General features: G+C 67.1%; 15 protein-coding genes. 12 read left to right on the forward strand and 3 right to left on the reverse strand.

Annotated elements, in window-relative coordinates:
- Positions 1 to 27: 27 nt before the first annotated feature.
- From lgt to Q8S30_RS12570, 5 genes are all read left to right on the forward strand, one after another.
- Positions 28 to 924: a prolipoprotein diacylglyceryl transferase gene (gene lgt, locus Q8S30_RS12550; protein ID WP_305666353.1), complete on the forward strand. Its 897-nt coding sequence runs from the start codon at positions 28 to 30 to the stop codon at positions 922 to 924.
- The gene (locus Q8S30_RS12555) at positions 921 to 2,000 is read left to right on the forward strand and encodes a class I SAM-dependent methyltransferase (RefSeq protein ID WP_305666354.1); all 1,080 of its coding nucleotides are present in this window, start codon (positions 921 to 923) and stop codon (positions 1,998 to 2,000) included. Before lgt ends, Q8S30_RS12555 begins: the two co-directional genes overlap by 4 nt.
- Positions 2,001 to 2,004: 4 nt before the next feature.
- Complete coding sequence (gene pgeF, locus Q8S30_RS12560; RefSeq protein ID WP_305666355.1) at positions 2,005 to 2,760, forward strand: peptidoglycan editing factor PgeF; 756 nt, start codon at positions 2,005 to 2,007, stop codon at positions 2,758 to 2,760.
- 121 nt (positions 2,761 to 2,881) lie between these two features.
- Positions 2,882 to 3,043, forward strand: coding sequence for a hypothetical protein (locus Q8S30_RS12565; RefSeq protein ID WP_305666356.1), 162 nt, complete (start codon positions 2,882 to 2,884; stop codon positions 3,041 to 3,043).
- A 232-nt stretch (positions 3,044 to 3,275) separates the two neighbouring features.
- Positions 3,276 to 4,115 carry a Hint domain-containing protein gene (locus Q8S30_RS12570; RefSeq protein ID WP_305666357.1) on the forward strand — a complete coding sequence of 280 codons (840 nt, stop codon included), beginning with the start codon at positions 3,276 to 3,278 and terminating at the stop codon, positions 4,113 to 4,115.
- An 11-nt stretch (positions 4,116 to 4,126) separates the two neighbouring features.
- Here Q8S30_RS12570 and Q8S30_RS12575 read toward each other — a convergent pair whose 3' ends face one another.
- Positions 4,127 to 4,627: an Lrp/AsnC family transcriptional regulator gene (locus tag Q8S30_RS12575; protein WP_305666358.1), complete on the reverse strand. Its 501-nt coding sequence runs from the start codon at positions 4,625 to 4,627 to the stop codon at positions 4,127 to 4,129.
- A 304-nt stretch (positions 4,628 to 4,931) separates the two neighbouring features.
- On the opposite strand from Q8S30_RS12575, the gene trxB reads away from it, so the two are divergent.
- The 4 genes from trxB to Q8S30_RS12595 all read left to right on the forward strand — a co-directional run bounded on the left by trxB (position 4,932) and on the right by Q8S30_RS12595 (position 9,651).
- A complete protein-coding gene (gene trxB / locus Q8S30_RS12580; RefSeq protein WP_305666359.1) occupies positions 4,932 to 5,876 on the forward strand; it encodes a thioredoxin-disulfide reductase in 945 nt (314 codons plus the stop codon).
- A 156-nt stretch (positions 5,877 to 6,032) separates the two neighbouring features.
- Positions 6,033 to 7,742: a bifunctional sulfate adenylyltransferase/adenylylsulfate kinase gene (locus tag Q8S30_RS12585; RefSeq protein ID WP_305666360.1), complete on the forward strand. Its 1,710-nt coding sequence runs from the start codon at positions 6,033 to 6,035 to the stop codon at positions 7,740 to 7,742.
- 234 nt (positions 7,743 to 7,976) lie between these two features.
- Complete coding sequence (locus Q8S30_RS12590; protein WP_305666361.1) at positions 7,977 to 9,209, forward strand: HWE histidine kinase domain-containing protein; 1,233 nt, start codon at positions 7,977 to 7,979, stop codon at positions 9,207 to 9,209.
- A gap of 4 nt (positions 9,210 to 9,213) precedes the next feature.
- Positions 9,214 to 9,651: a response regulator gene (locus tag Q8S30_RS12595; protein ID WP_305666362.1), complete on the forward strand. Its 438-nt coding sequence runs from the start codon at positions 9,214 to 9,216 to the stop codon at positions 9,649 to 9,651.
- 110 nt (positions 9,652 to 9,761) lie between these two features.
- Here the strand turns inward: Q8S30_RS12595 and Q8S30_RS12600 are convergent, their stop codons facing one another.
- Both Q8S30_RS12600 and Q8S30_RS12605 read right to left on the reverse strand, forming a co-directional pair.
- The gene (locus Q8S30_RS12600) at positions 9,762 to 9,989 is read right to left on the reverse strand and encodes a DUF1150 family protein (protein WP_305666363.1); all 228 of its coding nucleotides are present in this window, start codon (positions 9,987 to 9,989) and stop codon (positions 9,762 to 9,764) included.
- An 18-nt stretch (positions 9,990 to 10,007) separates the two neighbouring features.
- The gene (locus Q8S30_RS12605) at positions 10,008 to 10,421 is read right to left on the reverse strand and encodes an Hsp20 family protein (RefSeq protein ID WP_305666364.1); all 414 of its coding nucleotides are present in this window, start codon (positions 10,419 to 10,421) and stop codon (positions 10,008 to 10,010) included.
- A gap of 249 nt (positions 10,422 to 10,670) precedes the next feature.
- Between Q8S30_RS12605 and Q8S30_RS12610 the strand changes: the two genes are divergently transcribed.
- The 3 genes from Q8S30_RS12610 (at position 10,671) to Q8S30_RS12620 (ending at position 12,493) form a co-directional block, all read left to right on the forward strand.
- Positions 10,671 to 10,871 (forward strand): YdcH family protein, encoded by a 201-nt coding sequence (locus Q8S30_RS12610; RefSeq protein ID WP_371135512.1) that lies wholly within the window; start codon positions 10,671 to 10,673, stop codon positions 10,869 to 10,871.
- A 64-nt stretch (positions 10,872 to 10,935) separates the two neighbouring features.
- The gene (gene purE, locus Q8S30_RS12615; protein WP_305666365.1) at positions 10,936 to 11,421 is read left to right on the forward strand and encodes a 5-(carboxyamino)imidazole ribonucleotide mutase; all 486 of its coding nucleotides are present in this window, start codon (positions 10,936 to 10,938) and stop codon (positions 11,419 to 11,421) included.
- The gene (locus Q8S30_RS12620) at positions 11,414 to 12,493 is read left to right on the forward strand and encodes a 5-(carboxyamino)imidazole ribonucleotide synthase (RefSeq protein ID WP_305666366.1); all 1,080 of its coding nucleotides are present in this window, start codon (positions 11,414 to 11,416) and stop codon (positions 12,491 to 12,493) included. The genes purE and Q8S30_RS12620 overlap by 8 nt, the downstream gene beginning before the upstream one ends.
- Positions 12,494 to 12,506: the final 13 nt, after the last annotated feature.

The following is a 12,506-nucleotide window of genomic DNA, read 5'->3' on the forward strand; positions in this document are numbered from 1 at the left end:
CGCAGACGGACGGCCATAAGGACCGACATGACTTCAGGCATCCCCTTTCCCGATCTGTCGCCCGAGATCTTCACGATTGAAATCGGCAGCTTCGCCTTCTCGCTGCGCTGGTATGCGCTGGCCTATATCGCGGGGCTGATCGCCGGCTGGCGGATCGTGGTGGCGCTGATGCGGCGGTCGGGGCTTTGGCCCGCCGGGCGGGCGCCGATGCCGGTGGAGCGGGTCGAGGATCTGCTGACCGCCATCGTCATCGGCGTGATCCTCGGCGGGCGGCTGGGGTTCGTGCTGTTCTACCAGCCGGGGTATTTCCTGGCGAACCCCTGGGACATCCCGAAGGTCTGGCAGGGCGGCATGGCCTTTCATGGCGGCTTTCTGGGCGTCGTGGTGGCGGGGATCTGGTTCTGCCGCCGCCACGGCGTGCCGATGCTGCAACTCGCGGATGCGCTGGCCCTTGCCACCCCGGCGGGGCTTTTCTTCGGCCGCATCGCCAATTTCATCAATGCCGAGCTTTGGGGCCGCCCGACCGACATGCCCTGGGGCGTGATCTTCCCCGGCGAGGCGGCGCAGACCTGCGAGGGCATCGCCTATGGCCTCTGCGCGCGCCACCCCTCGCAGCTCTACGAGGCGGGGCTGGAGGGGCTGCTGCTGGGCCTGGTGCTGCTGCTGGCGGTGCGGGCGGGCGCGCTGAAGCTGCCGGGCACCGTAACTGGCCTCTTCATCGCCGGCTATGGCGCGGCGCGGTTCTTCGTGGAGTTCTTCCGGCAGGCCGATCCGCAATTCATCACCCCGGACAATCCGATGGGCAATGCGCTGCAACTGGGCGCCACGGGCCTTTCGATGGGGCAACTGCTGTCGCTGCCGATGATCGCCATAGGCGTTTGGCTGGTGCTGCGCGCGCGCCGGCAGACCGCCGCCCCGGCATGACCCCTCTGGCGGGTCTCCTCGCCCGCCGCATCGAAGCGGGTGGGCCGATCACCCTGGCGGAGTATATGGCCGAATGCCTGCTGCACCCTGAGCATGGCTATTACAGCACCCGCGATCCTTTCGGCCGTGGCGGCGACTTCACCACCGCGCCCGAGATCAGCCAGATGTTCGGCGAGATGCTGGGGCTGGCGCTGGCGCAGGCCTGGCTGGACCAAGGCTTCCCCACGGCCTTCGTGCTGGCTGAGATTGGCCCGGGCCGCGGCACGCTGATGGCCGATGTGCTGCGCACCATCCGCCCCGTGCCGGGGATGGAAGCGGCGGCGGAGGTGCATCTGGTCGAGGCCTCGGCCACCCTGCGCGCCCGGCAGCGGGAAACCCTCGCCGGGCATCAAGTGGCTTGGCACGACAGCATCGACACCCTACCCGAAGCGCCGTTGTTCCTGCTGGCGAACGAGTTCTTCGACGCGCTGCCGATCCGCCAGTTCGTCCGCTCTGGCCCCGGCTGGTGCGAGCGGCTGGTGGGCCTTTCGGCCGACGGCGCCCTGCAACCCGGCCTCTCCCCCCCTGCCCCGCTAGCGGCGCTGGCCCATAGGCTGACCGATACAGCGACGGGCGATGTGGTCGAGATCTGCCCCGCCGCCCCGTCCATCGCCGCCAGCATCGCCACCCGCATCGCCCGCCATGGCGGCGCGGCGCTGATCGTGGATTATGGCGGCTGGCACAGTCTGGGCGACACCTTTCAGGCCGTGCAGGGCCATGCCACAGCCGATCCTTTCGCCGCCCCCGGCGAAGCCGACCTGACCGCCCATGTCGATTTCGAGCCCCTCGCCGCCGCCGCCCGCAGCGCCGGGGCCGCAGCCAGCGCGCTGATCCCCCAAGGCGTGCTGCTGGAGCGGCTGGGGATCGCCGCCCGGGCCGAGCGGCTGGCGCGGGGCCTCGGCGGCAGCGCGCTGGAAAGCCACCTCGCCGCGCATCGCCGCTTGACCCACCCCGGCGAAATGGGAAGGGTGTTCAAGGCACTGGCCATCCACCCGCAAACCCAATCTCCTCCCCCCGGTTTCGAGCCCTCCGCCTGATGACATGACCCTTGAAATTCTGACCGTCCCCGCGCTCGGCGACCTGCGCCACGGCTTTTTCACCCGCAGGGGAGGTGCGTCATCAGGCATCTTTTCCGGGCTGAACTGCGGGCATGGCTCCACCGACCTGACCGAAGCTGTGGCGGTGAACCGCGCCCGTGTCGCCGCCGCGATGCGAGTGCAGCCGGCGCAGCTGATCGGGGTGCATCAGGTTCATTCCGCCGAGGTGGTGACGGTCACCGGCCCGCTGACTGTCGCACAGCGTGCCGATGCGCTGGTGACCGCGGTGCCGGGCCTTGCGCTTTGCATCCTCACCGCCGATTGCCAGCCGGTGCTGTTCGCCGACAGCTCGGCCGGCGTGATCGGCGCTGCCCATGCCGGCTGGCGCGGGGCACTTGGCGGCATCCTCGAGGAAACACTTGACGCGATGGAGGCACTTGGTGCCCGGCGCGAGCGTATCGTGGCCGTGATCGGCCCCACCATCAGCCAGCGCGCCTATGAGGTCGGCCCCGAGTTCCTGGCCGAGTTCCTGGCCGAGGATGCCGAGAATGTCCGCTTCTTCGCGGGGGGCACCGGCGACCGGATGCAGTTCGACCTGCCGGGCTTCTCGCTGCACCGCCTGCGGACAGCGGGCGTGGCCGAGGCGGAATGGACGCGCCATTGCACCTATTCCGACCCGGCGCGCTTCTACTCCTACCGCCGCTCCGTTCATGCCGGCGAGGCGGATTATGGCCGGCTGATATCTGCCATCCGGCTCTGACGCAGCCCGCCGCGGAACCACCCGATCCGTGCCGCGCTGTTGCCATGCCGCTGCCGCAAAGGCGGGCGACAAAGGCGGCAAGACGGGCATGAGGCGCCCGCAGCAACGAGGGAGCACAAAGATGAAACCGCAACGCCGCTGGATGATGTCCGTTCTGGCCGAAGCCGCCCGTGAAGCCGCGAACCCGACCCTCATGCCCTGGCAGCGCAAGAAGGCCGCCGCCCCGGTCCGCGCGCCGCGCGCCGCCGCCGTGCCGCCGCTCCGCGCTGCAGCCCGCGCCTGACAGCGCCGCGCTCTTCCCAGACTGCCCGATTCGCCCGCAGCGCCGCGCAAATCGGCGACATTCCGCGCCCTCTGCGGCCCTGCCGAAACAATGCCGCAGCCCTGCCTCAATATGGCCCCGAGCCACCGGCACCCTTGCAACGATTCTGACAGATCCTGCCGCCTCTGCGATCTCCCCCGTCCCTGCGCCGCGCGGGGATTGATGCAGATGTGGCCAGCGAAAGGCTGATCGCATGTCCTATCCCAACCGCGCCGTCGCCGGCCTTGCGACGCCCAATACAGAAGCCCTCTCGAAGGCCCATCCCGACTGGGCCACGCGCGCTGAACGCCGTCCCCTGCGCGCCATGCCGCTTGCGCGGCGGTACGAGGCGTCCTTCCTGCGAGCTTCTGGTGAAATCGGCACCCTCTCTCGCCTCGCTCCGGCGATGCCGCTGTTCGAGCAGGCTTTTTCCGCCGTCGCCCGCGGGACGCTGATCGCCACGCCGCAAGGCCCGGTCGCGGTGGAGGATCTGCTGCCCGGAACCTTGCTGACCACGACCGAGGGGGATCCAGAACCGCTGCTGTGGTCCGGAAGCATCACGCTTTACCCCGCCGCGAACACCGATACCGGCAGCAGCGCCCCGGTGCCGTCGGCAGAGCCTGCCCGGCTGACGCGGATCATGGCCGACAGCTTCGGCATGGCCCGGCCGATCACCGATGTGGTGCTGGGGCCCCATGCCCGGGTGCTGCGCCGAGATCCGCGCCTGCGCCCCGTGGTCGGCGGGACCGAGGCCTATGTGCCGGTGCGCGCCCTGCAAGACGGTGACAGCGTGATCGAGGTTGCCCCGGCAACGCCCGTCACCGTGCATCACCTTGTGCTTGGCCAGCAGGCCACGCTCAGCGCCAGTGGGATCGAGATTGAAAGCTTCCACCCCGGGATGGGCTTTGCCGAGATGATGGACCCGCAGCTTCTGGCGCTGTTCCTGTCGCTGTTCCCGCATATCCGCGAGCGCGGGATGGCGCTGGATGGCTTTGGCGCGCCGTCCTTCCCGCGCCTGACCAAATTCGAGGCCGAAGACCTGCTGGCGGGCTGAACGCCCCCAGCCTAGGCCAGCCGGTTCAACCGGTCTTCCAGCACCTCGAAGGGCACGCCCGGATCGTCCTTGGCGCAGCGGATCACCAGGCTGGTCTTGACGCTGGCCACGTTGTCGGCCGCCGTCAGTGCGCCGGTCAGGAAGGTCTGGAAGCTGGACAGATCGGGCGAGACGCATTTCAGGATGAAGTCGATCTCGCCGTTCAGCATGTGGCACTCGCGCACCAGCGGCCAGGCCTTGCAGCGCGCCTCAAAGGCGGACAGGTCAGTCTCAGCCTGGCTGTGGAGCCGCACCATCGCAAACACTGCGACCTCGAACCCCAGTTCGCGCGGGTTCACGTCGGCATGAAAGCCGCGGATGAAGCCGGTTTCCTCTAGCGTACGGACCCGGCGCAGGCAGGGCGGCGCCGAAATGCCCACCCGACGCGCCAGTTCCACGTTGGTCATGCGCCCGTCCGCCTGCAGCTCGGCAAGGATCTTGCGGTCGATCTCGTCGAGTCTGTGGCCAGCCATTGCGTTCCTCTTTCGGATTTTTGTCGTTACTTACCCCTGCAACCGGGGCGGCGCAATAAAGTTTCACGGGCGCGCTGCGCCATTGCGACACATGGGGCGGCAAAACCGACCCTTTCCCACCAACCGGCGCGCGATTGCGCACCTTGCGGCCCGGGCTGCCGGACCTTTGGGCCCACCCTTAAGGTGCAAGCCCTGCCCTCAGCACCAACCCGCTGCGGCAAGATCCGGGGTTTTCGTGCCGCGCCGGCGGCTCTATATCGGCCAGAACCGGGGCGCAAGGGTGCCTCGCAGGAGGAACGACATCATGGGCGAGACCAAGCACAGCCGGGTTCTGATCATCGGCTCGGGCCCCGCGGGTTACACGGCGGCCGTCTATGCGGCGCGGGCGATGCTGAAGCCGGTTCTGGTGCAGGGCATCCAGCCGGGCGGGCAGCTGACCATCACCACCGATGTGGAAAACTGGCCGGGCGAGTCCTCGGTCATGGGGCCTGATCTGATGGTCAAGATGGAAACCCATGCCCGCACCATGGGCACGGAAATCATCGGCGACACCATCCTGTCGCTGGACCTCTCGCAGCGCCCCTTCACCGCGATAGGCGACGGCGGCACCACCTATACCGCCGATGCGGTGATCCTGGCGACCGGCGCGCAGGCGCGCTGGCTGGGCCTGCCCTCGGAAGAGAAGTTCAAGGGCTTTGGCGTTTCGGCCTGCGCCACCTGCGACGGGTTCTTCTATCGCGGGAAAGAGGTCGTCGTGATCGGCGGCGGCAATACCGCGGTCGAAGAGGCGCTGTTCCTGACCAACTTCGCCAGCAAGGTCACGCTGATCCACCGCCGCGACAGCCTGCGCGCCGAGCGGATCATGCAGGACCGTCTCTTCAAGCATGAGAAGATCGAGGTGCTTTGGAACACCGAGGTGACCGAGGTTCTGGGCACCGAGGCACCGCTGGGGGTCGAAGCCGTGCGCGCCCGCAACGTGCAGACCGGCGAAGTGACCGACATTCCCTGCGCGGGCTTCTTCGTGGCGATTGGCCACTCCCCCGCATCGGAACTGGTCAAGGACCAGCTGGAGCTGCATTCGGGCGGCTATGTGAAGGTGGAACCGGGCTCCACCGCCACCTCGATTCCCGGCGTCTTTGCCGCGGGCGACCTGACCGACCATATCTACCGTCAGGCCGTCACCTCGGCCGGCATGGGCTGCATGGCCGCGCTGGACGCTGAACGCTTTTTGGCGGCCGAGGCGGAATGACGTTCCGCGCGGCGGGGAAAGCGGGCCACAATGGCCCGTTTTTCACCGTAAACCCTCGGGAAAGCTTGAAATCCGCCATATTCCGGCGATAGGTGCCCTTGAAACCGGGACTTTCCGGTGCCGATCCGTGCATTTCCAACCGAAGGCAAGCCGCCCATGTCCCTTCCGAACCTCGCTCCGATCCCGGAGCTGTATGTCTCCTACGAATCCGCCCAGAAGCTGAAGCATGAGGCCGGGACGCTTGCCTCCTGGGATCTGACCCCGCGCCAGGTCTGCGATCTGGAGCTGCTGATGAACGGCGGCTTCAACCCGCTGAAGGGCTTCCTGACCGAGGCGGATTACACCGGCGTGGTCGAGGAGATGCGGTTGGCCGATGGCACGCTCTGGCCGATGCCGATCACCCTCGATGTCAGCGAAGCCTTTGCCGGCCAGGTCGAACCCGGCCAGGACATCGCGCTGCGCGATCAGGAAGGCGTGATCCTTGCCATCCTGTCGGTGACCGACAAATACACCCCCAACAAGGCACGCGAGGCCGAGATGGTCTTCGGCGCCGATGACCTTGCGCATCCGGCGGTGAACTACCTGCACCATCAGGCCGGCCCGGTCTATCTGGGTGGGCCGGTGGTCGGCATCCAGCAACCCGTGCATTATGACTTCAAGGCCCGCCGCGACACCCCGAATGAACTGCGCGCCTTCTTCCGCAAGATGGGCTGGCGCCGCATCGTCGCCTTCCAGACCCGCAACCCGCTGCACCGCGCCCATCAGGAACTGACCTTCCGCGCCGCGCGCGAGGCGCAGGCCAACCTGCTGATCCACCCGGTCGTCGGCATGACCAAGCCGGGCGATATCGACCACTTCACCCGCGTGCGCTGCTACGAAGCGGTGCTGGACCAGTACCCCGCCACCACCACCACCATGAGCCTGCTGAACCTTGCCATGCGCATGGCCGGCCCGCGCGAGGCGGTGTGGCACGGCATCATCCGCCGCAACCACGGCTGCACCCATATGATCGTCGGCCGCGACCATGCGGGCCCGGGCAAGAACTCTGCGGGGCAGGATTTCTACGATCCCTATGCCGCACAGGAAATGTTCGGAAAGTATCAGTCTGAGATCGGCGTCGAGATGGTTGATTTCAAACAGATGGTGTTTGTGCAAGAGCGCGCCCAGTACGAACCGCGCGACGAGGTCGAGGCCGGCGCCACGATCCTCGACATCTCGGGCACCGAACTCCGCCGCCGGCTGGCCGAGGGGCTTGAGATCCCCGAATGGTTCTCCTTCCCCGACGTCGTCACCGAACTGCGCCGCACCCGTCCGCCCCGCGCCAACCAGGGCTTCACGGTGTTCTTCACCGGCTTCTCGGGTTCGGGCAAATCCACCATCGCCAATGCGCTGATGGTCAAGCTGATGGAGATGGGCGGCCGCCCGGTCACGCTGCTGGACGGCGACGTGGTGCGCAAGCATCTGTCCTCGGAGCTTGGCTTCTCGAAAGAGCACCGCGACATCAACATCAAGCGGATCGGCTATGTCGCCTCCGAGATCACCAAGAACGGCGGCATCGCCATCTGTGCGCCGATCGCGCCCTACACCGCGACCCGCCGTGCCGTGCGCGAGATGATCGAGCAATACGGCGCCTTCGTCGAAGTGCATGTGGCGACCAGCATCGAGGAATGCGAAAAACGCGACCGCAAGGGCCTCTACAAGCTGGCGCGCGAAGGCAAGATCAAGGAATTTACCGGGATTTCCGACCCCTATGAAGTGCCCGAAAGCCCCGAACTGCGCGTCGAGACCGAGAATGTCGATGTCGACAACTGCGCGCATCAGGTGATCCTGAAGCTGGAAAGCATGGGCCTGATCGGCAGAAGCTGATCCCCCGAACCACAAAGCAACGGCGCGGCGACGAAGGTTGCCGCGCCGTTTGCATGTCTGGGCTTCGCGGGCCGATATGCTGCAGGCGAAACCCGATCCCGCCCCCCCGCGTTGACAACTGCAAGTCGACCGGCGGTGCGCCACCGCCCCCAACCCGCCCCGGGGGGCAGCCTCGTGAGGAATGCAGCGCGCCCGCCTTGGTCATTCGCCCCGCGTGCGACCGTCAGCCTGCTGATGCTGGTGGTTTTGGCCGTGCTCTTCGCCGCCGGGGCGCTGACGGTGACCCGCGCTTTCCACGCCGAGAATGTGGCCCGGCAAGAGATGACAGAGGCGCGCGAGGCCCTGTCGCAGGTCAATGACCTGATGCTGATCCTCTATGAGGCCGAGTCGGCGCAACGCAGTGTCCTGCTCGGCGACCCCAGCGCCGCGGACCCGTTCCGCGCCGCCGAGGCGGCTCTGCCCGGGGCCACGGCGCAGATGCAGGCCTCGCTCGACCGTGCCGGCAGCGATCTGTCCGTGCAGGGGCGCCGGCTTGGCGCGCTCGCCGGGGAGCGGATGGCGGACCTGTCCGCATCGCCCGCAGTGGTGCCAGCGCCTACCACCGCCAGCCCCCGCACCGCGATGGATGACCTGCGACAGGCCAGCGCCGCGATCCGGCGCGAGGAACGCGCGCTGATGGATGCCGCCTATACCCGGGCCGATGCCGAGCGGCTGCGGGCCAAGCGCACGCTGGGGATGATCGGGCTAACGGTGCTGGGGCTGATCGTGCTGGCGGCGATGCTGGCCTTCCGCAGCGCCCGAGCCGAATCCCGTCTGCGCTACCGGCGCGAGATCGAAGTGCAGCGCGACCGGGCCGAACTGGTCTCGCATGAGCTGAGCCACCGGGTGAAGAACCTGTTCGCGGTGACGATGTCGATCATCTCGGTCACCGGGCGCAGCGAGACGGACCCCAAGATCGCTGCGAAAAAGACCCGCTCACGCATCCAGGCCCTCGCCCGCGCGCATGAACTGTCGAGCGGCCAGAACCTGATGCGCACCGCACCTTTCGGCGATCTCCTGGAGGCTGTGGTTCGGCCTTACTGCCCGCCGGGGGCCACACTGCGCCTGAGCGGAGCGAAACTGGTGCTGCCCGCACGTTTGCTGACGCCGATGGGCCTGATTTTTAACGAGTTGGCAACCAACAGTGTGAAATATGGGGCTTGGTCCTCACCTTTGGGAACCCTGACTGTCGATTGGACGTTTGCTTCCGACGAAACACTGATTGTGGTATGGCAAGAGCAGCTTGCCGAGTACGGACCGCCACAGCCCGGACGCGAAGGCTTCGGATCGACGATGATAGACCTGTCGCTGCAACAGGCCAAGGCCACGATGAAACGACGCTGGGGCGAACAAGGACTGACTGCAAGGCTGAGATTTCCATTCAGCGGGGCAGACAAGGTCGAGGTCACGGCGACAGGCAAGGACTAGGAACATGCTCGAAGGCAAGAAGATCATGGTGGTCGAGGACGAGGCGCTTTTGGCGCTCGACCTCGCCATGACGATGGAAGATCTGGGCGCGGCAGTTGTCGGCCCTTGTTATCGATTAGGTGCGGCGCTCGACCTTGTTCGCAAGATGAAGGTGGATGGCGCGATCCTCGATGTGGATCTGAACGGCGAAACGGTGTTCCCGCTGGCGCGCTATCTGGACGAGCAGGGCGTGCCATTCGTCTTCCACACCGGCCGCGCCGATCCGGCCAGCCTGCTGGAAGCGTTCAGCCGGGCGCGGATCTGCACCAAACCCAGCACGCCAGAACGCCTCGCCGCCTGCCTCGCCGAGGCGCTGGCCGACGCGGATCGCAGGTCCGACAATCAGAACTACGCGCCGGCCTATGCGCAGGACGGCAGCAGCGAAAGCTCGCAGCAAGCCTAGGCCGGCCTACCAGATTTGCGCGCCGACGTGTCCTGCCGTCCCGCCATCCCCTCGCTAGCAAAAAGGCGGCCCTGCATGGGCCGCCTGTTGTCGTGTCCATTTGCCCGAAGTCAGTGAACGCTGACCGGCGCCAGATCGTTCTGCCGCGCCAGCATGAAGGCCATTTTCCGGTCGCGCACCAGCGCCAGCCGCTCCCCCGCAGCATCATGCACGGCATAAAGCGTCGCCAGCCCCTCGGCCTGCGCCTGCACCTCGCCCGGCAGGTCCGTCACCGCCACGCTGCGGACATAGACGATGCGCTCGCCCGCTTCGGGGCCGAATTCAAAAGTGGTGTTCATCGCGTTTCCCCTTTCCTGTTATTTGCGCCCGATGCGGATGGTCTGCACCACCGGCTCGGGGATTGCCCGCTTCAGATCGATATGCAGCAGGCCATTCTCCAGCGCCGCACCTGCCACCTCGACCCCCTCGGCCAGCACGAAGCTGCGCTGGAAGGCCCGCGCGGCAATGCCGCGATGCAGGTAGATGCGCGCGGCATCCTCTTCGCCCTGACGGCCCCGGACCAGCAGCTGCCGATCCTCGACCGTGATCGCCAGATCCTCCTCGCGGAACCCGGCGACGGCCAGGGTGATCCGATAGGCATTCTCGCCCGATTGTTCGATATTGAACGGCGGATAGCCCTCGCTGCCGGCTTTCGCCGTGCGCTCCACCAGCCGTTCCAGCTGATCGAAGCCCAGCAAGTAGGGATGCGCCCCAAAGGTCAGTTTCGTCATCGGGCAAGTCCTCGTCCAAGCGACATTGCAGGCAGGGCCCCGAGTGCGGCAGCCCCTTCGTTAAAGATATGGGCACGGACCCGGGGCTCGGCAAGAGGCTTTCCTCGGCAAGGCGCCGCTTGCGCCGCCCTACAGCACGCTTCCCGCAAGCAGCGGAAAACGCTATGTTTCAAAAACGCCCGCGCAACCGACTCAGCTGCCAGCAGGATCGAGATGAACGCCCATATGGACATGCACGCGCCCGGGGAAATGAACCATGACGATGTGTTGCGGGTGAAACTCGGCGTGCTGCGCCGCGAGCACCGCGACCTCGACGAGGCGATCCACGCGCTGGAAACCAGCGGTCGCGGCGACCAGCTGACCCTGCGCCGGCTGAAGAAGCAAAAGCTCGGCCTCAAGGATCAGATCGCCCGGATCGAGGATGTGCTGACGCCAGATATCATCGCCTGACCTGCCATTGCACCCCGCCCCGCCCCCGCTATAGTGCGCACTTCGCATTTTCCGGGGGGCATCCATGGGCGTGAAGGTCGGAATCATCATGGGCAGCCAGTCGGACTGGCCCACGATGAAAGAGGCGGCGGTAATCCTCGATGAGCTTGGCATTGCCTATGAGGCCAGGATCGTCTCGGCGCATCGCACCCCGGACCGGCTCTGGACCTATGGCAAGACGGCGGCGGAGCGCGGGTTGCAGGTGATCATCGCGGGCGCTGGCGGCGCGGCGCATCTGCCCGGCATGATGGCCTCCAAGACCCGGATCCCGGTTGTCGGCGTGCCGGTGCAGACACGGGCTCTGTCGGGCGTCGACAGCCTCTATTCCATCGTGCAAATGCCCAAGGGCTTCCCCGTCGCCACCATGGCCATCGGGGCTGCGGGCGCGGCCAATGCCGGGCTGATGGCCGCTGGCATCCTCGCGCTCAACGATCCCGCCCTCGCCGCCAAGCTCGATGCCTGGCGCGAGGCCCTCTCCGCCTCGATCCCCGAGGAACCCACCGATGACTGATGCCCCCCTGCCCACCGGCGCGACCATCGGCATCCTTGGCGGCGGCCAACTGGGCCGGATGCTGGCAGTCGCCGCCAGCCGCCTCGGCCTGCGCACCCATATCTACGAACCCGCCGCCAACCCGCCCGCTGCCGACGTCGCCCACCGCGTCACCACTGCGCCCTATGAGGATGCAGAGGCGCTGGCCGCCTTCGCCGCCTCGGTCGATGTGGTGACCTATGAGTTCGAGAATATCCCCACTTCGGCGCTGGACCTGATCGAGAGCCAGCGCCCGATCCGCCCCAACCGCCGCGCGCTGGCGATCAGCCAGGACCGGCTGCTGGAGAAGACCTTCCTGAACGGCGAGGGGCTGGCGACGGCCCCCTGGTGTTCCGTTGAGGATGCTGGCGATCTGGCCACGGCGCTGGAGCGGATCGGCGCCCCCGCCATCCTCAAGACCACCCGGCTTGGCTATGACGGCAAAGGCCAGGCGCGGATCATGGCGCCTGAGGATGCCGCCGAGGCGCTGGCGGTGATGGCCGGCCAGCCCGCGGTGCTGGAAGGGTTCATCGACTTCAGCCGCGAGATTTCGGTGATCGCCGCCCGGGGCGTGACCGGCGAGATTGCCGCCTATGACCCCGGCGAGAATGTCCACAAATCCGGCATCCTCCACACCACCACCGTGCCCGCCCATATCCCGCCCACCCTTCGCAGCGATGCGGTGCTGATCGCGGCGCGTATCCTCAACGCGCTTGGCTATGTCGGCGTGTTGGGGGTGGAGCTGTTCGTGACCCCCAAGGGCCTGATCGTCAACGAGATCGCGCCGCGGGTGCATAACTCCGGCCACTGGACGCAGAATGGCTGCGCCGTGGACCAGTTCGAGCAGCATATCCGCGCCGTGGCCGGATGGCCGCTTGGCGATGGCAGCCGCTTTGCGGATGTGGAGATGCTGAACCTGATCGGCGATGATGTGCTGCGGGTCCCGGCACTTGCGCGCGAAACGGGCACGGCGATCCACCTCTATGGCAAGGCAGAGGCCCGCGCCGGCCGCAAGATGGGCCATGTCAACCGCGTGACCCCGCGCCGCGGCTGACCCGGCATGGACA

It is taken from the genome of Frigidibacter sp., assembly GCF_030695035.1.
GTDB lineage: Bacteria > Pseudomonadota > Alphaproteobacteria > Rhodobacterales > Rhodobacteraceae > Frigidibacter.

Excerpts from the sequence above, each read along its gene's own strand:
- lgt (WP_305666353.1), top strand. The coding sequence starts at position 28 with ATGACTTCAGGCATCCCCTTTCCCGATCTGTCGCCCGAGATCTTCACG.
- Q8S30_RS12555 (WP_305666354.1), top strand. The coding sequence starts at position 921 with ATGACCCCTCTGGCGGGTCTCCTCGCCCGCCGCATCGAAGCGGGTGGG.
- pgeF (WP_305666355.1), top strand. The coding sequence starts at position 2,005 with ATGACCCTTGAAATTCTGACCGTCCCCGCGCTCGGCGACCTGCGCCAC.
- Q8S30_RS12565 (WP_305666356.1), top strand. The coding sequence starts at position 2,882 with ATGAAACCGCAACGCCGCTGGATGATGTCCGTTCTGGCCGAAGCCGCC.
- Q8S30_RS12570 (WP_305666357.1), top strand. The coding sequence starts at position 3,276 with ATGTCCTATCCCAACCGCGCCGTCGCCGGCCTTGCGACGCCCAATACA.
- Q8S30_RS12575 (WP_305666358.1), bottom strand. The coding sequence starts at position 4,627 with ATGGCTGGCCACAGACTCGACGAGATCGACCGCAAGATCCTTGCCGAG.
- trxB (WP_305666359.1), top strand. The coding sequence starts at position 4,932 with ATGGGCGAGACCAAGCACAGCCGGGTTCTGATCATCGGCTCGGGCCCC.
- Q8S30_RS12585 (WP_305666360.1), top strand. The coding sequence starts at position 6,033 with ATGTCCCTTCCGAACCTCGCTCCGATCCCGGAGCTGTATGTCTCCTAC.
- Q8S30_RS12590 (WP_305666361.1), top strand. The coding sequence starts at position 7,977 with ATGCTGGTGGTTTTGGCCGTGCTCTTCGCCGCCGGGGCGCTGACGGTG.
- Q8S30_RS12595 (WP_305666362.1), top strand. The coding sequence starts at position 9,214 with ATGCTCGAAGGCAAGAAGATCATGGTGGTCGAGGACGAGGCGCTTTTG.
- Q8S30_RS12600 (WP_305666363.1), bottom strand. The coding sequence starts at position 9,989 with ATGAACACCACTTTTGAATTCGGCCCCGAAGCGGGCGAGCGCATCGTC.
- Q8S30_RS12605 (WP_305666364.1), bottom strand. The coding sequence starts at position 10,421 with ATGACGAAACTGACCTTTGGGGCGCATCCCTACTTGCTGGGCTTCGAT.
- Q8S30_RS12610 (WP_371135512.1), top strand. The coding sequence starts at position 10,671 with ATGAACCATGACGATGTGTTGCGGGTGAAACTCGGCGTGCTGCGCCGC.
- purE (WP_305666365.1), top strand. The coding sequence starts at position 10,936 with ATGGGCGTGAAGGTCGGAATCATCATGGGCAGCCAGTCGGACTGGCCC.
- Q8S30_RS12620 (WP_305666366.1), top strand. The coding sequence starts at position 11,414 with ATGACTGATGCCCCCCTGCCCACCGGCGCGACCATCGGCATCCTTGGC.